The sequence below is a fragment of the Shinella agrisoli genome (assembly GCF_046557955.1).
Taxonomy (GTDB): domain Bacteria; phylum Pseudomonadota; class Alphaproteobacteria; order Rhizobiales; family Rhizobiaceae; genus Shinella.
Genome location: NZ_JBJIEP010000009.1, coordinates 165,948 through 189,197, shown reverse-complemented (window position 1 = coordinate 189,197; position 23,250 = coordinate 165,948). Strand labels below are relative to the sequence as shown.

The following is a 23,250-nucleotide window of genomic DNA, read 5'->3' as shown; positions in this document are numbered from 1 at the left end:
GGCAAGACAATGCGGACCGATCAAAAAGGAGAACGCATCATGGGCGCAACGGGACACCTTGGCACGGCTTGGCGCAAGCGCGACTATCACCGCCAATGGCTCTGGCGGGAAGCAAACCGCCTGTTCGATTTCTTCCAGAACCGGGCCTTCAATCCGCTCGGCGGGTTCCACGAGCTCGACGCCGAGGGCCGGCCGCTCAATCCCGGCAATCCCGTGCGCGGTATCCATTCCACCGCGCGCATGGTGCATTGCTTTGCCATCGGCAGCCTGCTCGGCCGCCCGGGATCCGACGACATCGTCGACCACGGCATGAAATATCTCTGGGAAAAGCACCGCGACCACGACCGCGGCGGCTATCATTGGTCGCTCGACAATGCGGGGCTGCTCGACGCCACCAAGCAGGGTTACGGCCACGCCTTCGTGCTGCTCGCCGCGTCCAGCGCCAAGGTCGCCGGCCATCCGGATGCCGACCGCATGATCGCCGACGTCACCGAAGTCCTGGAAACGCGCTTCTGGGAAGCCAGACACGGCGCGATCGCGGAGGAATTCGAGGCGGACTGGACGCCCGTGCCCGGCTATCGCGGCCAGAACTCCAACATGCACCTGACCGAAGCGCTGATGGCCGCCTACGAGGCGACGGGCGAAAGAGGCTACCTCGACAAGGCCGAAAGCATCGCCGACCTCGTAATCCGCCGCCGTGCCGGCGAGAACGGTTTCCGCGTGCCCGAGCATTTCGACGAGGATTGGGCGCTCGACAAGGACTACCGCGGCAACGAGATGTTCCGCCCTTCCGGCACCACGCCCGGCCACTGGCTGGAATGGGCCCGCCTCGTCCTGCAGCTCCATGCGCTCGGCGGCAGGAAGCATGCCTGGATGCCGGAGGCCGCGAAGGCGCTCTTCGCCCAGGCCATCGCGCTCGGCTGGGACAAGGAGAAGGGCGGCTTCTTCTACACGCTCGACTGGAACGACGAGCCGGCCAAGCGCAACAAGCTCTGGTGGCCGATGGCCGAGGGCGTAGGCGCGGCGGCCTTCCTTTGCGAGCATCTGCCGGACGACTTCCACGAAATCTGGTATCGCCGGATCTGGAACACGATCGCCCGCCACTTCCTCGATCAGGACCGTGGCGGCTGGCATGAGGAACTGACGGAAGACCTCGTGCCGAGCTACACCCTGTTCGCCGGCAAGGGCGACATCTATCATGCGCTCCAGGCCTGCCTGATCCCGCTCTATCCGGCGACGGGCAGCCTGACCAGGGGCATCATCGAGGCGGGCGGCCGCTGAGCCCTGCCTTAGCAGGAGCGGAATGATCGACATACCGGACCAGATCTCGACCGCATGGATCGCCGCCGCCTCGGCGGCGTTCCTCGCAAAGCATTTCCTGGCGGATTTCCTGTTCCAGACGGACTGGATGGCGGCGGGCAAGGATCGGCCGGAGGGTTGGCTTGCGCCGCTGGCGGCCCATTCCGGCGTGCACGGCGCGATGACCGCCGCCCTCTTCCTCGCGGTGTCCCCGCCCCTCGCCTGGCTCGGACTTGCCGACGCCGCCGTGCACGGGGTCATAGACCGGATGAAAAGCCTCGCTGCGCGCCGCATGCAGGTCACGCCCCGCCAAGCGGGCTTCTGGCGGCTGTTCGGCGCGGACCAGGCCCTGCACCACCTGACGCATGTCGGGCTGGCGATCCTCTTCGCCGCCGCAGGCTCGGCGGGTTAGGCCGCCGCGGTTTGCGGCCGGAGGTCCGCCAGGGCCTCGCGCAGAAGCAGGTCGGTCAGGGCGAACTGGTCGGCGAACCAGCGGTCCGCCGCATGCCACATGGCCGGCATCAGCCTTATGTCGTGGCCGCCGCGCGCCTCCGTCGCCAGCAGGCCGGCCTCGCGCGCCGCCTCGACGATACGGCGCACATGGGTGCGCGAAACGCCCGTCTGCGTTGCCAGCCGCTGATATCCCGTGGAAACGGCGTCATCGCCGTTCTCCCGCGCGCCGCGCAGGAGAAGCAGCAGGATCATATAGCCACAGTCATGGGTGAAGAAGGGCGCAAGCGGCGCATGCCGACAGATGAGCCGGCTGAGGCCCGGCAGGCGCGGCAGCGTCGCCCGCCGCATCGCACGGTGCAGGTCTGCACCTGGCGGCCCCTTGCGCCCCTCCGTCGGCGACAGGCCGAATTCGGATAGCCCGGCGAGCAGCACGCCGAGAATACCCGCATCGCGCGCCAGGAGCGCATCGTTCGGAACGAGCAGGCGGACACGGCGATCCGAGGCATGGGGCTGCTGGGTGAGGAAACCGTATTTGCGCAGGCACGAGACCTGGGCCTCGACCCGGTTGCGGCTCGCCACGCCCAGTTCCGTCACCTCGCGCTGAAGGCGGCCGAGCGTCAGCCAGGTCGAGGACCGCGCCGTGTCCTGGGCGGCATGCAGCGACAAGGTGGCGAGGTAACAGAGGAACCGCCCCTCCTCCAGGATGAGCCGGTTGAAGAGATGGTTGCCCTCGTAGAGCGCAAGCTTGCCGGCGATCACCCCGTCGCGCGCCGCAGCGAATACGGGAGCGCGCAAGAATTCAAAGGGCGGCACGTGGAATGCCACCGAGCTGTCATCGAACGAAACCTGATCCATGCCTGCCGTTTCCCAATCCGCATCGGACGCCTTTGCCGCTTGCCGCGACGACGGCGACCGAATGGACCCAATATTTTCCATGGGGTTGCAGCCGGATGGACCTGTCAATTGCGATACCAGCAGAGGTAGCCATTATGAGACGGCTCGCCAAAAGAATGAGACGCCTTGCCAAGGGCCCGCATCCGTCGCGGCTGCGGTTTTCCGGGAACCTTCGCACGGGTCCGCCTCTTGAATGGGTATGTCGCCCGTATCCGATCGCCGTGAGCCGCCATGAGCCCTGCCGACAAGCTGCCCTCCCATTCCGTCCTCGCCGAGGCCGGCACGGACTGTCGCCGCAAGAGCCGGCTCTTCGCCGAGACGCTCGATCCCGTTTTCCGCACGACGATGGAAACGCCGGAACGGCTTGCGGATTTCCGCGCCGGCCTTTCGGCTTATTTCATGGGGCCGGCGCTGTTCCTCGTCGCCGACATGCTCGGCACCACCTACGTCTTTTCCCGCGACCCCGGCCGCATCGCCCGCAGCGGCCTCGACCTCATCTTCGTGCAGTTGACGCTGGAAGGCAGCGACACGCGGACGGTCAACGGAGAGACGATCGTGGTGGAAGCCGGCGACGTCTCCTTCTTCGACCTCTCGCGGCCGATGCATGCCGAGACGCGGCACTGTCGCAACCTCACCCTCGTCCTGCCCCGCCACCTGCTCTTCAGCAAGGAGGTGCAAAACGATGCGCTCCACGGCCTTGTCCTCAAGCGATCGACGAGCACGGCACGGCTGATCGGCAGCCACTTGCGCACCTTGTTCGAGGACCTGCCGGACATCAGCCAGGCGGAAGCCCCGGCGATCGTCACCGCCACCGCCAACCTCGTCACCAATCTCGTCGGCCCGCAGATCGCGACGCGGGCCCAGCCTTCGCCCACCGTGCGCGGCGCCGTCATCATGGAGATCCGCCGCTACATCGAGCAGCACATCGCCATGCCCGATCTCGGCCCGGATCATCTGTGCAGAATGTTCGGCCTGTCGCGCGCCTCGCTCTACCGGCTCTTCGAGCCGATCGGCGGCGTCACCGACTATATCCGCACCCGGCGCCTGCGGGCGGCCTTCGACATGCTGGCCAACGACGGCAAGCGCACCGTCGGCGAGGTCGCCTATGCCTGCGGCTTTGCCGATATTTCCGCCTTCTCCCGCGCCTTCCGCCATCAGTTCGGCATGAGCCCGAGCGAGGTGCGCGACATGGACGGCCGGAGCCCCCTCGCCCGCGGCTCGCTCGAAAAACAGGCCGCCGCCTCCGTGCACGACTGGCTGCGCATCGTCGGCTCGCTGTAGCCGTCTTGGCGTTTGACACGTGAAATCACATCAACCAATATGTGATCACATTTCTGAGGGGCCTGCTGGAGAACGGGATGGACAGGGCGAACCTGGAGGCGCGCGCCCGCGCGCTCATCGAGGCGGAGGCGGAGGTTTTCCGCCTGCGGCGGCCGCGCTGCGTGGCGGCGCATGATGCGGAGGCGTCGGGCTTCTTCGACGGCGTGCCGCAGCACTGGATGCTCGACTGGCCCACCCCCTTCCCTCTCATCATCGACCGGGCGAGCGGTGTCGAGCTGGTCGACGTCGACGGCAACCGCATCGTCGACGTCTGCCTCGGCGATACCGGCGCCATGTTCGGCCACGGGCCTGCCCCGGTTCTGGAAGCCCTGAGAAACGCCGGCACGTGCGGCCTCACCACCATGCTGCCCTCCGCCGATGCCGAAGCCGTCGGCCGGCTGCTGGTCGAGCGCTTCGGGCTGCCCCGCTGGCAGCTCGGCGCCACGGCGAGCGACGCCAATCGGTTCGCGATCCGCGTCGCCCGCGCCGTCACCGGACGCGCCAAGCTGCTCGTCTTCGACGGCTGCTACCACGGCGCGGTGGACGACACTTTGGTCGACCTCGTCGACGGCAGGACCGTCTCGCGCCGCAATCTTCTCGGCCAGGTCCGCGACCTCGGCGAGCTGACCGTCTGCATTCCCTTCAACGACGAGGCCGCGCTGGAAAAGGCGCTCGCCGCGCGGGACATCGCCTGCGTGCTCGCCGAGCCGGTGATGACGAATTGCGGCATGATCCCGCCTGCGCCCGGTTTCCACGATGCCTTGCGCCGCCTGACGCGCGAGGCCGGCACGCTCTTGCTCATCGACGAGACCCACACGATCTCCACGGGGCTTGGCGGCTATACGAAAGTGCACGGACTTGAACCCGATCTCATGGTCATGGGCAAGCCGATCGGCGGCGGCGTTCCGGTCAGCGTCTGGGGCATGACTGAGGCCATCTCGGACAAGCTGCACGTCATCCGCCGCGAGCAGAGCGGCCACGGCCATTCCGGCATCGGCACGACGCTCTCCGGCAGCGCCCTGCAGCTTGCCTGCCTGCGCGCCTGCCTGGAGCAGGTCATGACCGAGGAGGCCTACCGCACCATGCAGGTCCGTGCCGACGGCATCGAGACGGGCTTCAGGGCGGCGATCGCGTCGGCCGGCCTCGACTGGGCAGTCTCGCGCGTCGGCGCTCGGCTGGAGGTCGTCTTCTCACCCGTGCCGGTGCGCAACGCGGCGGAGGCGCGCGCTGCCGCCTCCGACACGATCGAGGCCGCGCTGCACCTGTCCATGCTGAACCTCGGCTACCTGCTGACGCCCTTCCACAACATGGTGCTGGTCAGCCCCGCCCTTTCGGAAAAAGAAGCCGATGGCCTCGTGGACGCCTTCGCGACCGTCGTCGGCCGCCTGGCGGAGCGGAGGGCAGCCGCGTGAGCCGCGACCATCCAAGCCGCCCGCCCGAAGCCGCCGCCGTTGCCGAAGCCGAAGCCTTCCTCGCCGCCCATCCGGACATCGCCGCCTTCGATCTCGTGCTGATCGACCTCAACGGCATCGCCCGCGGCAAGATCGTCCGGCGGCACGAGCTGCTGCCGATCTTCCGTGCCGGCAGGCACCTGCCCGGCTCCATCCTCGGCCTCGACGTGACGGGCGAGGATGTCGAGGAAACCGGCCTCGTCTGGTCGGACGGCGATGCGGACAGGCGCGCCTGGCCGATCGCCGGTTCGCTGGTGCCGCTGCCGTGGACCTCGCCGCCGCGCGGCGAGGTGCGCCTTGCGCTCTTCGAGCTCGACGGGGCGCCGATGCAGGCCGATCCGCGCCATGCGCTGGCGCGACAGGCCAGGCTGCTCGAAGCCGACGGCTTCCACCCCGTGCTCGCCTATGAGCTGGAATTCTACCTGCTCGACAGGGAGCGCACCGCCGACGGCGATTTCCAGCCGCTGCGCCTGCCGCTCTCCGGCGAGCGGCCGGAGGGCATCCAGGTCTACGGCGTCACCGAGCTCGACCGGCTGGAGCCCTTCATCGACGCCGTCTATCGAGGCGCGGAGGCGCAGGGCCTGCCGGTCGAAACCATGATCTCGGAATATGCCCAGGGCCAGTTCGAGCTGACGCTGCGTCATGCGGGCGCGCTGCGCGCCGCCGACGACCTTGCCATGCTCAAGCGCCTCATCCGCGGCCTTGCCGTGCGGCACGGCATGATGGCCTGCTTCATGGCCAAGCCTTTCGCCGGCCGCGCCGGCTCGGGAATGCACGTGCATGCGAGCCTTGCCGATGCGGCCGGCAACAACCTCTTCGCCGATCGGGGCGAGGCCCTGTCGCCCCTCCTGAAACAGGCCGTCGCCGGCCTGCTCGCAACGATGCACGAATCCATGCTGGTCTTCGCACCGCACCTCAATTCCTGGCGGCGCTTCTCCGCCCAGAGCTATGCGCCCACCACGCCGACCTGGGGCACCAACAACCGCAGCGTCGCCGTGCGCATTCCCGCCGGCGCCCCTTCCGGCCGCCACCTCGAGCAGCGCGCCGCCGGCATCGACTCCAATCCCTATCTCGTCGGCGCGGCCGTGCTTGCCGGCATGCGGAAGGGTATCCTCGAAAAGGCCGATCCAGGCCCCGAGACGACGGCCTATGCCGAAACGGCGGGCGACGCGCTGCCGCCGGACTGGAGGAGCGCCATCGAGACGGCATCCCGCTCCGCCTTCCTGAAGGACGCGCTCGGCGAGCGCCTGCACCACGTCTTCCTCGCCCTCAAGCGCGCCGAATACCGCCGCTTCGCGGCCGAGGTGACGGCGCTGGAACGCAGGCTGTACGGCGAAGTCGTGTAAGCAGACGGCCCGATGAGGGACGGCCTGCGCTCCTCACCCATCCCTGTGCAGGTTGTCGCGCGAAAGGTTCCTCACATCGCGTTCGCCGCAGAGCGCCAGGGTGATGTCGAGCTCCCTGCGGATGATCTCCAGCGCCCTGCGCACGCCGGCTCTGCCGCCGGCGCCGAGGCCGTAGAGGAAGGGGCGGCCGATATAGGTGCCCTTGGCGCCGTAGCAGAGCGCCTTCAGCACGTCCTGTCCCGAGCGGATGCCGCCGTCGAGATGGACCTCGATCCTGTCGCCGACGGCGTCGACGATGCGCGGCAGCATGCTGATGGAGGACGGGGCGCCGTCGAGCTGGCGGCCGCCGTGGTTGGAGACGATGATCGCGTCCGCACCGGTATCGAGCGACATGCGGGCATCCTCCTCGTCGAGGATGCCCTTGAGGATGAGCTTCCCGCCCCAGCGGTCGCGGATCCACTGGATGTCCTTCCAGGAAAGCCGCGGGTCGAACTGCTCGGCCGTCCAGGCGGAGAGCGAGGAAAGGTCCGTCACGCCCTTGGCATGGCCGACGATGTTGCCGAAGGTGCGGCGCTTGGTGCCCAGCATGTCGCGGCACCAGAAAGGCCGCGTCGCCATCTGCCAGATGTGCTTGGGCGTGAACCTCGGCGGGGCGGACAGGCCGTTGCGCAGGTCCTTGTGGCGCTGGCCGAGTATCTGCAGGTCGAGCGTCAGGACCAGGGCGGAGCATCCGGCGGCCTTGGCGCGGTCGATGAGGTTGTAGACGAAATCCTTGTCCTGCATCACGTAGAGCTGGAACCAGAAAGGTTTCGTGGTGACGGAGCGCACATCCTCGATCGAGCAGATGCTCATGGTCGAAAGCGTGAAGGGCACGCCGAATTCTTCCGCCGCCTGGGCGGTGAGCATTTCGCCGTCGGCGTGCTGCATGCCGGTGAGCCCCGTCGGGGAAAGCGCCACGGGCATGGACACCTTCTCGCCGATCATCTCGCCGGCAAGCGACCGGTTCGTCATATCGACGAGCACACGCTGGCGCAGCTTGATCTTATGGAAATCGTCCTCGTTCGCCCGGTAGGTTCCTTCGCTCCAGGCGCCGGAATCCGCATAGTCGAAGAACATCTTCGGCACGCGGCGGCGGGCCTGTTCCTTGAGGTCGGCAATCGTCAGGGCCTGGCTTACACTCATCTCGTCCTCGCTCGGGCGCGCTTGCGGTCGCAATCTTTTAAGGGGAGGCATGGCGGCCCGCAACGGATTCTTGGCACGATCAGACCACTCTTCCGTCATGGCCAAACGTGACCCGACCATGACGGAAGAGGATGAGGAAGCCGTCAATAAAATGAACCCTCCCGGATGGCCGGGAGGGCGCGCGCTTTTTTGCCGGAAGAGCTTATTTCGCGGCGTAGAACTTCGCCATGTCGGGCAGGCGCTTGACGCGGATGCCGGAGGCCTTGCCGGCGGTGCGGAAGGCTTCGAAGCGCTCCTTGCAGACTTCCGTCATCCGGGCGGTCGCCGGCTTCAGGTAGTTGCGCGGATCGAAATTGTCCGGCTTCTCCTTGAAATTCTTGCGGATCGTCCCGGTCATGGCGAGGCGCAGGTCCGTATCGATGTTGACCTTGCGCACGCCGAGCGGGATCGCCTTCTGGATTTCGGCCACCGGCACGCCCCAGGTCTGCTTCATCTCGCCGCCATAGGTGGTGAAAAGCTCCTGGAGGTCCTGCGGGACCGACGACGAGCCGTGCATGACGAGATGCGTGTTCGGCAGCTTCTCGTGGATCTTGGCGATCGTCTCGATCGACAGGATGTCGCCGTCCGGCGCGCGGGTGAACTTGTAGGCGCCGTGGCTGGTGCCGATCGCGACGGCGAGCGCGTCGACGCCGGTCTTGGTGACGAAGTCGAGCGCCTGGTCCGGGTCGGTCAGAAGGTCCTCGCGGGAAAGCTTGCCCTCGAAGCCGTGGCCGTCCTCCTTGTCGCCGGCGCCCGTTTCGAGGTTTCCGAGACATCCGAGCTCGCCTTCCACCGAAACGCCGGCCGCGTGCGCGATCTTCACGACCTCCGCGGTGACCTCGACATTGTACTCGTAGCTGGCGACGGTCTTGCCGTCGGCGAGCAGCGAGCCGTCCATCATCACGGAGGTGAAGCCGTTGGTGATGGCCGAGATGCAGGTGGACGGCTGGTCGCCGTGGTCGAGATGGAGGCAGACCGGGATATGCGGATATTCTTCAGCCGCGCCGAGGATGAGATGGCGCAGGAAGGCATCGCCGGCATAGGAGCGCGCACCGCGGCTCGCCTGCAGGATCACCGGGGAGTCCGTGGCATCCGCCGCGCGCATGACCGCCTGGACGTACTCCAGGTTGTTGACGTTGAATGCGGGCAGTGCATAGTCGTTCTCCGCTGCGTGATCGAGCAGTTGCCGCATGGTGATCAATGCCATTCCTATCCTCCTTTTGATGCGGATTGTCGCGGGTCGGCGGCACTATTCACACATCGTCCGCCATATGCAACAGGCCGGAAAGACCGCGCCGCATGCCAAATCGATTAAATGGAGCGGCGGAAATAAATTTCTCGCGGACACGGTAAAAATCCGGCCCGCAGATGCAGGCCGGAACCGGAAAATCCATCCAATTCAGATAAATAGGACAATTGCCCGGCGACTGGGCAATCGCCACCGGGCAGAAATGTCAGTCGTCGTCGCCGGCTTCCGGCGGCGAGAAGCTGCCGCGCTCGCCGTTGATGATCTCGCGCTTGCCGACATGGTTGGCGGGGCCGACGAGCCCCTCCTTCTCCATGCGCTCCACGAGGGACGCGGCCCGGTTGTAGCCGATGGCGAGGCGCCGTTGGATATAGGAGGTCGAGCACTTGCGGTCGCGCATGACGACCTTGACCGCCTTTTCGTAGAGGTCGTCGCCGTCCTCGGCCGCGATGTCGCCCTTGTCGAACACCGCACCGCCGGCCGCCGGCTTTTCCTCCTCCTCTTCCTCCTCGTCGGCGGTGACCGTCTCCAGATATTCCGGGCGGCCCTGGGCTTTCAGGTGCAGCACGACCTTCTCCACCTCCTCGTCGGAGACGAAGGGGCCGTGCACGCGCATGATGCGTCCGCCGCCGGCCATGTGCAGCATGTCGCCCTGGCCGAGGAGCTGTTCTGCGCCCTGCTCGCCGAGGATGGTGCGGCTGTCGATCTTCGACGTCACTTGGAAGGAGATACGCGTCGGGAAGTTCGCCTTGATCGTGCCGGTGATGACATCGACGGAGGGACGCTGCGTCGCCATGATGAGATGGATGCCGGCCGCGCGCGCCATCTGGGCGAGCCGCTGGATCGCGCCCTCGATCTCCTTGCCGGCGACCATCATCAGGTCGGCCATCTCGTCGACGATGACGACGATATAGGGCATCGGCTCGAGGGAGAGCTCCTGTTCCTCGTTGATCGCCTCGCCGGTCCCCTTGTCGAAGCCGGTCTGGACGCTGATCGAGATGGTCTCGCCCTTGTCGCGCGCGGCGGCCACGCGGTTGTTGTAGCCGTCGATGTTGCGCACGCCGAGGCGGGACATCTTCCTGTAGCGGTCCTCCATCTCGCGCACCGCCCATTTCAGCGCCATGACGGCCTTCTTGGGGTCGGTGACGACGGGGGTGAGGAGATGCGGGATACCGTCGTAGATCGACAGTTCCAGCATCTTCGGGTCGACCATGATCAGGCGGCACTCTTCCGGACGGAAACGGTAGAGCAGCGACAGGATCATCGTGTTGATGGCGACGGACTTGCCGGAACCGGTGGTGCCGGCGACCAGCAGGTGCGGCATCTTCGCAAGCTCGGCGATGACCGGCTCGCCGCCGATGGTCTTGCCAAGGCAGATCGGCAGCTTGAAGCCGGTCCTCGCAAAGTCCTGGCTCTCGATCATCTCGCGGAAATAGACAGTCTCGCGGGTGGCGTTCGGCAGCTCGATGCCGATGACGTTGCGGCCGGGCACGACGGCAACGCGGGCCGACAGCGCCGACATGGAGCGGGCGATGTCGTCGGCAAGGCCGATGACGCGGGAGGACTTGACGCCCGGCGCCGGCTCGAATTCGTAGAGCGTGACCACCGGGCCCGGGCGGACATGGATGATCTCGCCGCGAACGCCGAAGTCCTCCAGCACGCTTTCGAGAAGGCCGGCATTCTGCTCGAGCTGCTCCTGCGTCAGCACGAAGCCGACGGTGCGCGGCGGCTCCTGCAGGAGGTCGCGCGGAGGATACTCGTACGCATCGCCCGAAGGCGTCGCCATGGTGACCTGGAACGGCCGGGCGCGCGAAAGCACGGACGACGCGGCCTCGCGGACAGGCTCGGCAACCGCGGCGGGAACGGCGGAAACCGGCCCGGGCCTGATTTCGCCGGCGGCCGGAGCCGCTTCCGCGACGCTCTCGGCCACAGGCGCCGCAACGGCGGCAACCGGCTCTACCTTCGCGCCGGGAACAGCGACGGCGGCCTCGGCAATCGCCTCGCGGGCAACGGCCGGACGGCATTCGACCACGCGGAAGAGCGAGGCGATGGAGGCCGGCTCGTCCCGTTTCTCTTCCGCCGGAACGGGCGCGGCAACGGCAACGGGTGCGGGCATGCGCACGACAGTGGCCGCCGGCCTTGCCGGCGTGATGCAAGCGTCTTCGTCCGGAACCATCGTTTCCCAGAAGGCATGGTCGGAAAGATGGGCGAAGCGGCTGATTGCCTCACGGACATCCGCCTTTGCCGTAACCGCAGCCGCGGGTTCGGGTTTCGGCGCGGCGGCAGGCACCGGAGTCGATGCGGCCGGCTTGAGTACCACGGCGGCATCGGCGGGGGCCGTGTTCGTTGCGGCGGCAACGGCGGCCTGGACGAATTGCGGCACCGGATCGGCCGGCACCGGCGAGGCGGCGGCCTGCTGCTCCTCGAAGCGACGGCGACGATCCTCAAGCGCCGCGCGCAGGCGCTGCAGCAATTCCGCTTGGGATTGCTGCGCGGGATGGGACGGCTGGGCCTCGACAGGCCGCTCGGCAACCGGTTCGACCTGCACAGCCTCTTCCGCGGCCGCCTCCTCGATCTTCGCTGCGACCTTGTCGGGGGTGCGCGTGAAGCGGACATTCGGCGCCATGTAGAAATGGCTTTCCCAGCTGCCGTCGGCATATTGGCCGGGGTCGTAGCCTCTCAGGGCCGGCGAGCGGAACCGCGGACGATAGTTCTCATCGTTGGCGACCGGCTCGTTGGCCGCCTGCCAATCATCATCCTGCGGCGCAACCTCCGGCAAGGCATTGTTTTCATAAGAGTAATACGACGACTGCTCGTCGTTCTCCCCTTCGGTTTCGAGGATGGGATAGAAGTTTGTTCTGGAAATACGCATGAACCTGAAAACTCGACGATCATTGCCGATAGGGATGCGTAGATGGTTAGGAAATGAAGGTTAACAATGTCTTTGGACGAAGGCAGAATCCTCGTCCAAATCCTGTTTCGAACCATTCCGTTCGAAAGATCACTCGCCCGCGGCGGGCCGACCGTCGACCGCCTCGGGTTCCGCCGGCGCTTCGGCCGGCACGTCCGGATTGCCTTCCGACCGGTCCCTGTGCAGGGCGGCACGGGCCAGCAGCATCAGCGTGACCGGTGTCGTCACCGTCACGAAGATGCCGATGAGGATTTCGTGGACGACGGGCCGCGTGGCGAGCACGGTGAAGAAGATCATCGATGCCATGACGATGCCGCCCGTGCCCCAGCTCGTGCCGAGGGTCGGCGCATGGATGCGCTCGTAGAACGTCGGCAGGCGCGTGAAGCCGATCGTGCCGACAAGCGTGAGCCCGGCGCCGACGACGAGGAAGAAAGAAACGAGGAGCGCGGCCCAGGCCGGCAGGTCGCCCGCATGTTCGATCGTGCTCATTCGATCACCTCCCCGCGCATCAGGAACTTGGCGAGCGCGACCGTCGCGACGAAGCCGAGCATGCCGATCACCAGCGAAGCCTCGAAATAGATGACCTTGCCGGTGCGGATGCCGAAGACCATCAGAAGCAGCATCGAATTCACGTAGAGCGTATCGAGCGCCAGCACGCGATCCTGCGCGCGCGGGCCGCGCGACATGCGCAGCGCCGCAAGCGCCATGGCGAGGGCCAGGCAGACCTGTGCGAAAGTGACGGACCAGACGAGGATGGTGTGGCTCATTCGAAGATCTCCATCAGCAACGCCTCGTAGCGGGTCTTGATCAGCATCCGCCATGCCTCCTCGTCGACGAGGTCGAGCACGTGGATGAGCACCGTCCTGTTCAACGAATTGTATTCGAGCCAGGCCGTGCCCGGCGTGCTCGTCACGATCACGGCAAGCACGGCGAGCGCCGTCGGGCTCTCGAGGTCGAGCGGCACGGTCATGAAGCCGGATTTGAACCGCTTCCTCTGGCCCGTGATCAGGATCGAGGCGACGGCGAGGTTCGAGCGCACGATGTCGTAGAGCACGATGCCGACGAGCTTCGGCAGCAGATACCATTTCGGCAGGCGCGGCTTTACCGGCCTCAGCGCCGCCATGCCCCAGGAGGCGAAGACCGAGACGATGCAGCCGAGGATGAGGTGGCCGAGCGTGAAGCCGTTGAGGGCGAGCCACATGATGACGAGCGAGGCGCTGAGCAGCGGATAGGGCAGCATGTCAGAGCCCTCCCCCGCCGTCCGGCCCGCTCGGCTCCTCGACGCCGGCACGACGCGCATTGATCACGGCGTCGATATAGGAGGCCGGCTGCTGCAGGCTGCGGACGGTTTCCTCCATGTAGCTCATCGCCGGGCCGGCCTTTATCGTGAGCGCCAGGGTGAGCGCGATCAGCAGCATGACGGGCGCCATCTCCATGACGAGCACGCGCGGCACCGTGCCCTCCATGGAGGCCCAGAAGGTGCGGATGCCGGCGCGGGTCATCGAGATGAGCGCGGCAAGGCCCGAGAGGATGAGGAGGCCGACGATCCACCAGGCGGAGGCAGGGATCGGCGCGTCCGGCCGAACGTCCGTGCCGATCATGCCCGACAGCATGGCGAATTTCGCCACGAAGCCGGAAAGCGGCGGCAGGCCGGAAAGCAGGATGCCGCAGGCCGCAAAGCAGATGCCGAGCACGGCGATCGTTCCGGGCATGGTGACGCCCACCTCGACCTCCTCCTCCTCTTCGTCCGCATCGCCATAGGCCTCCATGGTCACGGCAAGAACCGAGGCACCCGCGTCCTGCCCGCGCTCCACGAGCTCGATGAGCATGAAGAAGGCGGCAATGGTCAGTGTGGAGCTGACCATGTAGAAGAGCGCGCCTGCCGTGACCGCGCCGTTGCTGAGGCCGAGGACCGCCAGCAGCGTGCCGGAGGAAACGAGCACGCTATAGCTTGCAAGACGGCCGAGCGCCTGCGAGGCCAGCACGCCGATCGTGCCGAAGGCGATGGTCGCCATGCCGCCGTAGAGCAGCACGTTGAGCCCGAGCCCGGCGGATGCCCCCTGCCCGAAGACGAGCAGCGAGAGGCGCAGGATCACGTAGATGCCAACCTTGCTCATGATGGCGAAGATGCCGGCGACCGGTGCCGTCGCGGCGCTGTAGGCCGCCGGCAGCCAGAAGTTCAACGGCCACATGCCGGCCTTGATGAGGAAGACGACGCCGAGAATGCCGGCGCCGGCCTCCAGCAGCATGCGCCGTTCGCCCTCGATCTCGCCGATGCGCACGGCAAGGTCCGCCATGTTGAGCGTGCCGGCCGAACCGTAGATCGCGCTGACGCCGATGAGGAAGCAGAGCGCGGCGGCGAGGTTCACCGCGATATAATGCATGCCGGCCTTCACGCGCAGGGAACCGGAGCCGTGCATCAGCAGGCCGTAGGATGCGGCCAGCATCACTTCGAAGAAGACGAAGAGATTGAAGAGGTCGCCCGTCAGGAACGCCCCGTTCAGCCCCATCAGCAGGAACTGGAACAGCGAGTGGAAATGCGCGCCCGCCGCGTGCCAGCGGGCGAGCGCGTAGACGAGCGTGGGGATGGCGAGGATGGAGGCAAGGACGAGCATCAGCGCCGAAAGGCGGTCCACGACGAGCACGATGCCGAAAGGCGCCGGCCAGTTGCCGAGCAGATAGACGCCCTCGAAGCTGTCGCTGCCGTTGTTCGCCAGCCGGAAGAGGCTGATGGCGACGGCGGCGAGCGCGAGGCACGACACGACGCTGATCATCGCCTTCAGGACACGCTCGCGCTCGTCGAAGAAGAGCAGGAGCGCGCCCGCGACGAGCGGGATGACGATCGGCGCGATGATGAGGTGTTGCTGCCAGCCGCTCATTTCGGCTGCTCCCTGCCATCGACGTGGTCCGTGCCGGTCAGGCCGCGCGCGGCGAGCAGGACGACGAGGAAGAGCGCCGTCGTGGCGAAGCCGATGACGATGGCCGTCAGCACCAGGGCATGCGGCACGGGATCGGTCATCGTCGAGATGTCGATGCCTTCCTCGAGCAGCGGCGCGGCATTGGACTTCACCCCGCCGACGCCGAAGATGAAGAGGTTGACGGCATAGGACAGCAGCGAAAGACCGATGATGACCTGGTAGGTGCGCGGGCGCAGGATCAGCCAGACGCCCGACCCCGTCATGATGCCGATGCCGATCGAAAGAACGAGTTCCATCAGGTTTCCTCCGCCTTGGGGGCTTCGAGACCGCGGACCCGATGCATGCGAATGGACTGGTGGGCAAGCGCGATAAGGATCAGCACCGTCGCGCCGACGACGAGCGAGAAGACGCCGAGATCGAACAGGAGCGCGGTCGCCGCCGGCACCTTGCCGATGAGCGGAATCTCTATGTACTGCGAATGGGAGGTCAGGAACGGATAGCCGAAGAGCCATGCGCCGAGACCGGTGACGGCCGCCATGAGAAGGCCGAAGCCCATCCAGCGCAGCGGCAGGATGCGCAGCCGGTCCTCCGCCCAGCGCACGCCGCCGGCAAGGTATTGCAGCAGGAAGGCGATCGCCATGGTGACGCCGCCGGCAAATCCGCCGCCCGGCAGGTCGTGCCCGCGCAGGAAGAGATAGATCGCGAAGGTGATGATGACCGGGAACATCCACTGCATGATGACCGAGGGCACCAGCAGGTAGTCGCGCACCGTGTCGCCGGCCGAGCGCTCGGGGCGTTCGGCGTCGTAAGCCGCCTGGATGCGCTGCTGTTCCGGTTTCTCGATGCTGTCCGGCGCCGGTCGGAAGCGGCGGAGCAGCGCAAAGACGGTCAGCGCCACGATCGCCAGCACGGCGATCTCGCCCATCGTGTCGAAGCCGCGGAAGTCGACGAGGATGACGTTGACCACGTTGCGGCCGCCGCCCTCCGTATAGGCCTTTTCGAGGAAATAGCTGGCGATTGCATCCGGCACCGGCTGCTTCATGATCGCATAGGAGAAGAGGAACATGCCGAAGCCGCAGGAGACAGCGAGCAGGAAATCGCGGAAACGGCGGCCCCGCGCGGCAAGCGACACGGCATTGTCGACCTTCTCGAAGCGCTTCGGCAGCCAGCGCAGGCCCAGCAGCAGCAGCACCGTCGTGACGATCTCCACGACGAGTTGCGTGATGGCAAGGTCCGGCGCGGACAGCCAGACGAAGGTGATGCAGGTCGTAATGCCTGCGCCGCCCAGCAGGACAAGCGCGGCAAGGCGGTGATACTTCGCCTGGTAGGCCGCGCCGAGCGCGCAGAAGGCCCCGATGCACCAGACGGCGGCGAAGATCGGATCGACATCGCCGAAGACCGGCGGCTTCGGCGAGAAGCCGGCAATGTAGAGGGGAAGGACGCCGGCGAGCAGGCCGGCGGCGGCAACGAGGCGCAGTTGCGGCTGGAGGTTGCGGCTGCCGAAACGGCTTTCCAGCCAGCGCGCCCATTTCCACGAGACCGTGACCAGCACGCGCTCGAAGATGCGCTGGCCGGCAAGGTGCCGGAAAACCGGCGGGCCGTCGTCGCATTTGGCGAGATAATCCTTCAGCACCGCATAGAGCGCCGCCCCGCCGATCAAGGCGATCACGCTCATGACGAGCGGGGTATTGATGCCGTGCCAGACGGCGAGGCTGTAGTCCGGCGTGCGCGCCCCGAGCACCGAGACGACGGCCGAATGCAGGAACGGCCCGATCGACAGGCTGGGAATGATGCCGACGACGAGGCAGGCGAGCACCAGGAACTCGATCGGGAAGCGCATCCAGTGCGGCGGCTCGTGCGGCTTGGGCTTCGGCAGGTCGGTCGGCTCGGGGCCGAAGAAGACCATGTGGATGAAGCGGATCGAATAGGCCACGGAGAAGGCGCCGGCCAGCGTCGCCACATAGGGCAGCATGCGGTCGAGCACGGAATCGGCGTGCGTTTCCACCGCCTCGGCGAAGAACATTTCCTTCGAGATGAAGCCGTTGAGCAGCGGCACCCCGGCCATGGCCGCGCTCGCGACCATGGCGAGGGTTCCCGTTATCGGCAGGTATTTGAAGAGGCCGCTGAGACGCCGCATATCGCGCGTGCCGGTCTCGTGGTCGATGATGCCGGCGGCCATGAAGAGCGAGGCCTTGAAGGTCGCATGGTTCATCATGTGGAAGATCGCCGCGACGGCGGCGACCGGGCTGCCGAGGCTGAGCAGCGTGGTGATGAGCCCCAGGTGGCTGATCGTCGAATAGGCGAGCAGGCCCTTCAGGTCCTGCTGGAACATGGCGAAATAGGCCCCGAGGATCAACGTGCTGATGCCGGCGATGCCGACCAGCATGAACCATTCGTAGGTGCCGGAAAGCGCCGGCCAGAGGCGCACGAGCAGGAAGACGCCGGCCTTCACCATGGTCGCGGAATGCAGGTAGGCCGAGACCGGCGTCGGTGCCGCCATGGCGTTCGGCAGCCAGAAATGGAACGGCACCTGGGCGCTCTTCGTCAGCGCGCCGATGAGGATCAGCACGAGCGCGGTCAGGTAAAGCGGATGCGCCTTGATCTTGTCGCCGGCGGACAGCACCGCGTCGAGATCGTAGCTGCCGACGATATGGCCGAGCACGAGAAGGCCGGCAAGCAGGCAGAACCCGCCGATGCCGGTGATCGTCAGCGCCATGCGCGCGCCGTCGCGCGCGGCGGCGTTGTGGTGCCAATAGCTGATCAGGAGGAAGGAGAAGATGCTGGTGAGCTCCCAGAACACCGAGAGCAGGATGATGTTGCCCGACAGCACGATGCCGAGCATCGACCCCATGAAGGCGAGCAGGAAGGAGAAGAAGCGGGGGACCGGGTCCTCTTCCGACATGTAGTACCGGGCGTAGAGCACGACGAGGCAGCCGATGCCGGTGATCAGCATGGCGAAGAGCCAGGCGAAGCCGTCCATGCGCAAGGTGAAGTTCAACCCGAGCTGCGGCAGCCATTCGATGTCGAGGCGGACCTTGCCGCCGTTGCGCACCGCAGGGTAGAGCACCGCGGTCAGCACGAGGCTGGCAAGGGCCACGATGCCGGACATGCGCGCCGCCAGGACGCGGGAATCCGTCCGCAGCAGGATGGTCGCGGCAAGGCTTCCCGCGAAGGGAAGGCAAACCAGCAGGACCAGAATCATTTCACCTGTCATCGTTTGATCGATCGCTTTCGAACGTCAGAGCTTCTCTCACGCCGGCAGGCCGGCGACATCGGGAAGACCGCGCGATCGATAGGACGATCGAGGCGGCCGTCAGGCGAAATCCGGCGGAGGGGCACGGGCTCCGCGCGTTTCCAGGCGTCCGCCGCCCGACCGGAAGGACGGGACCACGGCCGTGGCGACAGCGGCGCCGTCAAGACGAACCTCGGCCGCGGCCACCGGCAGGCCGGCAGGGTCGATCACGGCACCGCCGAGCGTCGCCGCCTTGCCGGCGAAGGTGCGCTTGCGGCATTCCATATCGGCGATTGCAGATGGGTATCCCGCGCTCTTCTGTATGCCGTATCGAAGCACTTTCGATGTGGCACTGACGGCCGAAGGGGCCGAGAGCGTCGATATCAACAGCAAAAGACAGGTCAGCGCAGTGCAGAGAAGGCGGAAAGCCCGACGAGCCGGTCGATCCTGTTGCCTTGATGCTGCCAAACGCCTTGCCTCTCGATATCGTCGTCCGCCTGGAAGATTCCTTCATCCGGACAATACGTTGGCAGGATCGGCACTGTCCACCCGCAAGCACGAAACTTTTCCAGAATTACGCCGATTTGACGCAGCCGCGGGACAGATTTTCTTCCGTCCACGGGGACCGGTCATCCTGTCGCACGTCGCTCGGCTTGATGCCCCCGGCCTTTGGGCGCATCCTAGCCCGGCGAATCGCATGAAGCAGACCTGCCCCACGCCAGGGCTTTGCCGGGGGCGCATGGTGCGTCGAATATCTGGACCCGCCGGGTAACGCTTTCCGGCCGTCCAGCGAGTTCCGTGTCCGGGGTTCCTGCGCGCAAGCCAGCGGTTTCCGGCACGGCGTCACTTCACTCTTCAAACGGGGACCAACGATGACGGATGTGCGAAAGGAATGGATCAGCAAGCGAGCTTATTCGATCTGGGAGGAGGCCGGCCGGCCCCATGGCCGTGACGCCGAGCATTGGGAGCAGGCCGTGCGCGAGCGCGACGAATTCGAGCGGGTGGCGCTTGCGCCGGACACCAAACCGGCGGATGCGAAGAAGCCGCTGATCGAAATCTCCGGGAAGGGGCAGGCAAAGAAGCCCGAAACGGCCAAGCCGAAAAAGAAGGCGGGCATTGCCGCTGAAAAGCCGGTGGTCGCCAAGGCGAAACCGGCCAGGGCCGCGGCAAGCAGCAAGCCGGCCTGACCGTCCTCACAGGGTGGCGAGCGTCCTGTTGGCGATCGCGCCCGCATAGGCATCGCGCTGGGCCACCTTGGCTTCCAGCGCGACGACGACACTGTCGGCGAAGTCGACCTCGTAGAGATCGAACATGTTGCTCAGCCCGCCGGGCGTGAAGACGTTGATCTCCAGGATCTTGTCGCCGACGATATCGAGGCCGACGAGGAACATGCCGTCCTCGACGAGCTTCGGGCGCACCATCTCGGCGATCGCCAGAATGTCGGGCGTGATCTCGACGGGCGCGGCGGTGCCGCTTGCGTGGATGTTCGAGCGCACCTCGCCCTTCGCCGGCACGCGGCGGATCGCGGCATACTTGCCGTCCCGCTCCAGCGGACGGCCGTTCATCAGGAAGAGACGGATGTCGCCCTCGGTGGCCGCCGGCAGGTAGTTCTGGGCGATCAGGTAGCCTTCGCCGCTCACCGCCTCGAAAATCTGGTTGAGGTTCGCCTCGTCGGGCGAGCCGATCTTGAAGACGTTCTTGCCGCCGGACCCTTGCAGCGGCTTCATGATGACGCCCTCCTTGTGGGCGTCGATGAAGGCGCGAATCTCGTCGATGCTCTTCGAGATCAGCGTTTCCGGCCGCACGGCCTGCGGAAATCCCTGGAAATACAGCTTGTTCTGCGCCAGCGACAGGCCGTCCGGATCGTTGACGACAATCGTGCCGCGCGCGGCGGCGAGCCGGCCGAACATCGCGCCGACATGGGCCGCCCAGGGCCGGCCGTCGGCATCGAGCGACGGGTCGTTGCGCAGGAAGAGCAGGTCGACGTCGCGCACGTTCGTCGTCTCGATCGTCGCGTCGTCGCCCTGGAGCGCGGCGTGAAAGCTCTCCGCCTTCTTGTAGCGCTTGCCGGGCGGCACGCGGCCGCGCACAGACAGGCTGTCATCCGCGCGCAGGACGAAGTCGCCCGGCGTCACGTAGCAGATGTCGTGCCCGCGCGCGAGCGCCGCCATGGCGAGCGCCGTGGTCGTGTAGGTCGGGGTTTCCCCCTCGATCGAGTTGACGAAAAAGGCGATACGCATGGTTGCTCTCCTCAAGCTTCGAGCATGGCAAGGGGGGTGAGGCCCGCGCGGGCGCGTTCCAGCCTTGCGCGCCCGCGTTCGGTTTCCAGGCACAGCGGGCGGAGGATCGGCGGCTTCAAGAGGCCGCGGGCGCCGAGCTCCTCCATCACGCTGAAATGCGCCGCCGAGATCTTGCCCATCCAGAACGGATCGAGCGCCCCGCCCCCCTTCAGGTGGCTGAGGAGCGACAGGAGGCCGCGAAGGTAGATCGCATCCTTGGCGAGCCCTCCCCCGCGGAAGACGCGCAGGAGAAGGCCGAAGGCGGTTTCGGCATCGAGATCGTGCTCGCGCGTCAGGAGCCGGAAGCTTTCCACGAAGGAGGCGCCGTCCAGCATGAGGTCGCACCCGACGACACGCGCCGCAAGCAGGCGAAGGCGTTCGGGGGTGAAGCCGCCGGCAAGGAACTCGGCGAAGACCGCAAGCCCCTCCTGCATGCCCTCGTAGCCCGAAAGGCCGGTGCGGAAGACGCGCAGGCCCTGCGCCGAGCCGTTGAAATAGGTGAGCAGGTGCACACCCACCTCGTGGCTCAACAGGGCGTCGACGCGGTGGCGCATCATGCGGGTGCGGCGCGAGATGAGCAGGCGGCGGCCGGAGACGAGCAGCCCCGCCGGCACGTCGTCGCGCAGCTCGATCGCCGCGTCGAAACCGTCGTAGCGCTGGTGATAGTCCATCATCATGGCGCGTGCGCGGCGCTCGACGTAGAAGCAGTCAACGACCTCGTCGTCGTCCGGCGCGAGCGGGGGCATGCGCCGTGCATCCGCCGTCCCCTCCAGGACCTCGAAGGCCGCTTTGAGCAGGGACGGCTCGACGGGACCGTAGAGCGCGCGGCCGAACTCGACGAAGCGGGCCTTTTCCCGCTCCGCGATGAGCGTCAGTTGCAGGTCGAGCTCCCGTTGCTTCTCCCGGTAGATCTGGTGCAGGACGGGATCTTCGAGGCGGTCGAGCGCGATGGAATAGAGGCGGCGTTTCTCCCGCTCCACGAGAAGGCTCAGCGGCCGGTAGAGGAACCGTGGCGGCTTCTCGCGGCGGTTCGCCCTGAATTCCTGCCAGGCGGCGTTGGCGTTGATCGGCGTCACGGCAAGCAGGAAGTCGAAGCTCGAGGCGACGTCGTCCATGCCGCGGTCCGCCCGCTCGACCGCATCGATGAAGGCCTTGCGGCCGAAGGCGCGATAGGTAGCGGGCTTGGGAAAGCCGTCCGCCTCGAGGAAGGCCGCGAAGGCGCGAAGGCCCGCATCGAGGAAGTTGTCTACGAGGCGTTCGCGCAGGTCCGGATAGGTGTCGTCCGATCCGGTGACGCGGTAGATCGGCGCGAAGCGCAGCGTCAGCAGCGGCAGCCGCAGCTTCAGGAGCTCCGGCCGCGCGCAGGGATCGTCCTCCGCCGCGCAAAGCTCGACATGCGGCGTGCGGAAGCGCGCCTCGAAGGCCTTCACGGCCACCTCGAAGGCTTCCATCGCCCGTTTCGCCGCCTTGCCGCGCGTCGCCGACACCATCACCTCGAAGGGCTGGAGGAAGGGAGCATCGTCGGAAAGCAGGCGGTCGCGCTCCAGCTCGTCCACGTCGAACAGGACGAAGGTGCCGAACCTCCTGCGCAGGGTTTCGGCAATCGGCGCAATCAGCTCGACGGCTTCCTCGATGCGGCTCGTCAGCAGATAGGAGGCGTTCGCGGCCGCGATTTCGCGCGCCACGACATGCGTGTCCGGCTCGCCCACATACAGGCACAGGAACGGCAGCGGCCTGTCGATATGCAGGCGCCCGCCCTCCAGATCGCGGCGCACCGGCCTGCCGGCCTCCAGCGCTTCGATCACGTCGTCGACGAGCGGCTTCTCCTTCTTCTGACGCGGCTTGCGCGCCGTTCCGGCTGAACTCATGCGACCTCCCTTAGCGCCCTTTCAAGCACCGGCACCGAGGCGGCCATGAGGGAGCGAAGCGCCGCGAGCGCCTGCCGGTCCGGCACGCCGGTCCATTCGTCCATGAATATCTTCTTGAATTCGACGGCGATGGCGCAACCGTTCTTAGGGAAGCGCTCGTGGATGAAGCGGGTCTGCTCGCCGCGCCCCTGGAAGGCGACGTTCTCGCGCACGTCCAGCCGCCGGCCGAAAAAGTCGAAGTCGGCGGCGAACGCCATGAAGGCCTCGACGACCGGCATCCAGCGGGAGCGGTCCATGGAGAAGGTGCCGATGTTGACTTCGGGCGCCTCGTTCGCCGCGGTCGGCGGGGCGGCGGGGCCGGCGCGACGATGATTGTAGCTGTGGACATCCAGAACGACGAAACGGCCGTACTGCGCCTCCACGCCGCGAAGATAGCCTTCCAGCATCTCGTAATAGGCGTCATGCAGGGAGAGGACCTCGGCGACCTCGGCCTCCGAGGGCTGCTCCTGCCAGACCTGCAGCCCCCAGGCCTGTTCCGGACGGAGATAGACGGCACCGTCGCGGGCCCGGTTGAGATCGACCTCGAAGCGGGAGCGGTGGACGACGATGTGGTTGGCAAGGTCCCGGACGGTTTCCGCCGTGAACGGGTCCTCCTCCTGCAACCGTTCATCCTCGTCGAGCGCCATCTTCAGGAGGAGGTTCGGCCGGACGGCATGGCCGTCGTGGATGGCCGTGCCGACCACGGGCGAGGCGCCGCGCTGCGCCGTCCACCAGGCATGATTTTCTCTGCGTTCGGCATTGTCCAACATTCG

At 66.6% G+C, this 23,250-nt stretch carries 21 protein-coding genes; 6 read left to right on the top strand and 15 right to left on the bottom strand.

The features are described from left to right. The first annotated feature begins 39 nt into the window (after nt 1-39). Entirely contained in the window at nt 40-1,281 is a 1,242-nt protein-coding gene (locus ACIIOY_RS12145; protein ID WP_411034932.1) for an AGE family epimerase/isomerase, read from the top strand. Nucleotides 1,282-1,303: 22 nt separating this feature from the next. After that, on the top strand, nt 1,304-1,711 hold the full coding sequence (locus ACIIOY_RS12140; RefSeq protein WP_411034931.1) for a DUF3307 domain-containing protein: 408 nt from the start codon (nt 1,304-1,306) through the stop codon (nt 1,709-1,711). On the opposite strand, the gene ACIIOY_RS12135 is transcribed toward ACIIOY_RS12140, so the two are convergent. Beyond that, nucleotides 1,708-2,607 carry a hypothetical protein gene (locus ACIIOY_RS12135; protein WP_411034930.1) on the bottom strand — a complete coding sequence of 300 codons (900 nt, stop codon included), beginning with the start codon at nt 2,605-2,607 and terminating at the stop codon, nt 1,708-1,710. The genes ACIIOY_RS12140 and ACIIOY_RS12135 overlap by 4 nt on opposite strands. Nucleotides 2,608-2,877: 270 nt before the next feature. Between ACIIOY_RS12135 and ACIIOY_RS12130 the strand changes: the two genes are divergently transcribed. The 3 genes from ACIIOY_RS12130 (at nt 2,878) to ACIIOY_RS12120 (ending at nt 6,763) form a co-directional block, all read left to right on the top strand. After that, complete coding sequence (locus tag ACIIOY_RS12130) at nt 2,878-3,927, top strand: helix-turn-helix domain-containing protein (protein ID WP_411034929.1); 1,050 nt, start codon at nt 2,878-2,880, stop codon at nt 3,925-3,927. Between the two features lie 77 nt (nt 3,928-4,004). Next, entirely contained in the window at nt 4,005-5,378 is a 1,374-nt protein-coding gene (locus ACIIOY_RS12125; protein ID WP_411034928.1) for a transaminase, read from the top strand. After that, nucleotides 5,375-6,763, top strand: coding sequence for a glutamine synthetase family protein (locus ACIIOY_RS12120; RefSeq protein ID WP_411034927.1), 1,389 nt, complete (start codon nt 5,375-5,377; stop codon nt 6,761-6,763). Before ACIIOY_RS12125 ends, ACIIOY_RS12120 begins: the two co-directional genes overlap by 4 nt. A 33-nt stretch (nt 6,764-6,796) precedes the next feature. On the opposite strand, the gene ACIIOY_RS12115 is transcribed toward ACIIOY_RS12120, so the two are convergent. The 11 genes from ACIIOY_RS12115 to ACIIOY_RS12065 form a co-directional block, all read right to left on the bottom strand. Beyond that, nucleotides 6,797-7,945 (bottom strand): alpha-hydroxy acid oxidase, encoded by a 1,149-nt coding sequence (locus ACIIOY_RS12115; RefSeq protein ID WP_411034926.1) that lies wholly within the window; start codon nt 7,943-7,945, stop codon nt 6,797-6,799. Nucleotides 7,946-8,147: 202 nt separating this feature from the next. Then, complete coding sequence (gene fba / locus ACIIOY_RS12110) at nt 8,148-9,191, bottom strand: class II fructose-bisphosphate aldolase (RefSeq protein WP_411034925.1); 1,044 nt, start codon at nt 9,189-9,191, stop codon at nt 8,148-8,150. A gap of 46 nt (nt 9,192-9,237) precedes the next feature. Beyond that, nucleotides 9,238-9,426 (bottom strand): hypothetical protein, encoded by a 189-nt coding sequence (locus ACIIOY_RS12105; protein WP_411034924.1) that lies wholly within the window; start codon nt 9,424-9,426, stop codon nt 9,238-9,240. Between the two features lie 12 nt (nt 9,427-9,438). After that, nucleotides 9,439-12,102 carry a DNA translocase FtsK gene (locus tag ACIIOY_RS12100; RefSeq protein WP_411034923.1) on the bottom strand — a complete coding sequence of 888 codons (2,664 nt, stop codon included), beginning with the start codon at nt 12,100-12,102 and terminating at the stop codon, nt 9,439-9,441. 129 nt (nt 12,103-12,231) lie between these two features. After that, nucleotides 12,232-12,630: a monovalent cation/H(+) antiporter subunit G gene (gene mnhG, locus ACIIOY_RS12095; RefSeq protein WP_411034922.1), complete on the bottom strand. Its 399-nt coding sequence runs from the start codon at nt 12,628-12,630 to the stop codon at nt 12,232-12,234. Further along, a complete protein-coding gene (locus ACIIOY_RS12090) occupies nt 12,627-12,908 on the bottom strand; it encodes a K+/H+ antiporter subunit F (RefSeq protein ID WP_411034921.1) in 282 nt (93 codons plus the stop codon). Before ACIIOY_RS12090 ends, mnhG begins: the two co-directional genes overlap by 4 nt. Then, complete coding sequence (locus ACIIOY_RS12085; RefSeq protein ID WP_411034920.1) at nt 12,905-13,381, bottom strand: Na+/H+ antiporter subunit E; 477 nt, start codon at nt 13,379-13,381, stop codon at nt 12,905-12,907. The genes ACIIOY_RS12090 and ACIIOY_RS12085 overlap by 4 nt, the downstream gene beginning before the upstream one ends. Before the next feature lies 1 nt (nt 13,382). Further along, a complete protein-coding gene (locus ACIIOY_RS12080; RefSeq protein WP_411034919.1) occupies nt 13,383-15,020 on the bottom strand; it encodes a monovalent cation/H+ antiporter subunit D in 1,638 nt (545 codons plus the stop codon). Then, complete coding sequence (locus ACIIOY_RS12075; protein WP_411034918.1) at nt 15,017-15,355, bottom strand: Na+/H+ antiporter subunit C; 339 nt, start codon at nt 15,353-15,355, stop codon at nt 15,017-15,019. Before ACIIOY_RS12075 ends, ACIIOY_RS12080 begins: the two co-directional genes overlap by 4 nt. Beyond that, nucleotides 15,355-18,261 carry a monovalent cation/H+ antiporter subunit A gene (locus ACIIOY_RS12070; RefSeq protein WP_411034917.1) on the bottom strand — a complete coding sequence of 969 codons (2,907 nt, stop codon included), beginning with the start codon at nt 18,259-18,261 and terminating at the stop codon, nt 15,355-15,357. Before ACIIOY_RS12070 ends, ACIIOY_RS12075 begins: the two co-directional genes overlap by 1 nt. Nucleotides 18,262-18,372: 111 nt before the next feature. Continuing rightward, nucleotides 18,373-18,576 carry a hypothetical protein gene (locus ACIIOY_RS12065; protein ID WP_411034916.1) on the bottom strand — a complete coding sequence of 68 codons (204 nt, stop codon included), beginning with the start codon at nt 18,574-18,576 and terminating at the stop codon, nt 18,373-18,375. A 587-nt stretch (nt 18,577-19,163) separates the two neighbouring features. Between ACIIOY_RS12065 and ACIIOY_RS12060 the strand changes: the two genes are divergently transcribed. Beyond that, nucleotides 19,164-19,478 (top strand): DUF2934 domain-containing protein, encoded by a 315-nt coding sequence (locus ACIIOY_RS12060; protein ID WP_411034915.1) that lies wholly within the window; start codon nt 19,164-19,166, stop codon nt 19,476-19,478. Between the two features lie 6 nt (nt 19,479-19,484). On the opposite strand, the gene ACIIOY_RS12055 is transcribed toward ACIIOY_RS12060, so the two are convergent. Genes ACIIOY_RS12055 through ACIIOY_RS12045 form a run of 3 tightly spaced genes read right to left on the bottom strand, consistent with a single transcriptional unit; the run spans nt 19,485 to nt 23,247 of the window. After that, the gene (locus ACIIOY_RS12055) at nt 19,485-20,531 is read right to left on the bottom strand and encodes a glutathione synthetase (protein ID WP_411034914.1); all 1,047 of its coding nucleotides are present in this window, start codon (nt 20,529-20,531) and stop codon (nt 19,485-19,487) included. An 11-nt stretch (nt 20,532-20,542) separates the two neighbouring features. Then, entirely contained in the window at nt 20,543-22,438 is a 1,896-nt protein-coding gene (locus ACIIOY_RS12050) for a flavohemoglobin expression-modulating QEGLA motif protein (RefSeq protein ID WP_411034913.1), read from the bottom strand. After that, entirely contained in the window at nt 22,435-23,247 is an 813-nt protein-coding gene (locus ACIIOY_RS12045; RefSeq protein WP_411034912.1) for an N-formylglutamate amidohydrolase, read from the bottom strand. The genes ACIIOY_RS12050 and ACIIOY_RS12045 overlap by 4 nt, the downstream gene beginning before the upstream one ends. Nucleotides 23,248-23,250: the final 3 nt, after the last annotated feature.

Bases quoted from the DNA above. Each gene is read 5' to 3' on its own strand.
- ACIIOY_RS12145 (WP_411034932.1), top strand. From the start codon at position 40: ATGGGCGCAACGGGACACCTTGGCACGGCTTGGCGCAAGCGCGACTAT.
- ACIIOY_RS12140 (WP_411034931.1), top strand. From the start codon at position 1,304: ATGATCGACATACCGGACCAGATCTCGACCGCATGGATCGCCGCCGCC.
- ACIIOY_RS12135 (WP_411034930.1), bottom strand. From the start codon at position 2,607: ATGGATCAGGTTTCGTTCGATGACAGCTCGGTGGCATTCCACGTGCCG.
- ACIIOY_RS12130 (WP_411034929.1), top strand. From the start codon at position 2,878: ATGAGCCCTGCCGACAAGCTGCCCTCCCATTCCGTCCTCGCCGAGGCC.
- ACIIOY_RS12125 (WP_411034928.1), top strand. From the start codon at position 4,005: ATGGACAGGGCGAACCTGGAGGCGCGCGCCCGCGCGCTCATCGAGGCG.
- ACIIOY_RS12115 (WP_411034926.1), bottom strand. From the start codon at position 7,945: ATGAGTGTAAGCCAGGCCCTGACGATTGCCGACCTCAAGGAACAGGCC.
- fba (WP_411034925.1), bottom strand. From the start codon at position 9,191: ATGGCATTGATCACCATGCGGCAACTGCTCGATCACGCAGCGGAGAAC.
- ACIIOY_RS12100 (WP_411034923.1), bottom strand. From the start codon at position 12,102: ATGCGTATTTCCAGAACAAACTTCTATCCCATCCTCGAAACCGAAGGG.
- mnhG (WP_411034922.1), bottom strand. From the start codon at position 12,630: ATGAGCACGATCGAACATGCGGGCGACCTGCCGGCCTGGGCCGCGCTC.
- ACIIOY_RS12090 (WP_411034921.1), bottom strand. From the start codon at position 12,908: ATGAGCCACACCATCCTCGTCTGGTCCGTCACTTTCGCACAGGTCTGC.
- ACIIOY_RS12085 (WP_411034920.1), bottom strand. From the start codon at position 13,381: ATGCTGCCCTATCCGCTGCTCAGCGCCTCGCTCGTCATCATGTGGCTC.
- ACIIOY_RS12080 (WP_411034919.1), bottom strand. From the start codon at position 15,020: ATGAGCGGCTGGCAGCAACACCTCATCATCGCGCCGATCGTCATCCCG.
- ACIIOY_RS12075 (WP_411034918.1), bottom strand. From the start codon at position 15,355: ATGGAACTCGTTCTTTCGATCGGCATCGGCATCATGACGGGGTCGGGC.
- ACIIOY_RS12070 (WP_411034917.1), bottom strand. From the start codon at position 18,261: ATGATTCTGGTCCTGCTGGTTTGCCTTCCCTTCGCGGGAAGCCTTGCC.
- ACIIOY_RS12065 (WP_411034916.1), bottom strand. From the start codon at position 18,576: ATGGAATGCCGCAAGCGCACCTTCGCCGGCAAGGCGGCGACGCTCGGC.
- ACIIOY_RS12060 (WP_411034915.1), top strand. From the start codon at position 19,164: ATGACGGATGTGCGAAAGGAATGGATCAGCAAGCGAGCTTATTCGATC.
- ACIIOY_RS12055 (WP_411034914.1), bottom strand. From the start codon at position 20,531: ATGCGTATCGCCTTTTTCGTCAACTCGATCGAGGGGGAAACCCCGACC.
- ACIIOY_RS12050 (WP_411034913.1), bottom strand. From the start codon at position 22,438: ATGAGTTCAGCCGGAACGGCGCGCAAGCCGCGTCAGAAGAAGGAGAAG.
- ACIIOY_RS12045 (WP_411034912.1), bottom strand. From the start codon at position 23,247: ATGTTGGACAATGCCGAACGCAGAGAAAATCATGCCTGGTGGACGGCG.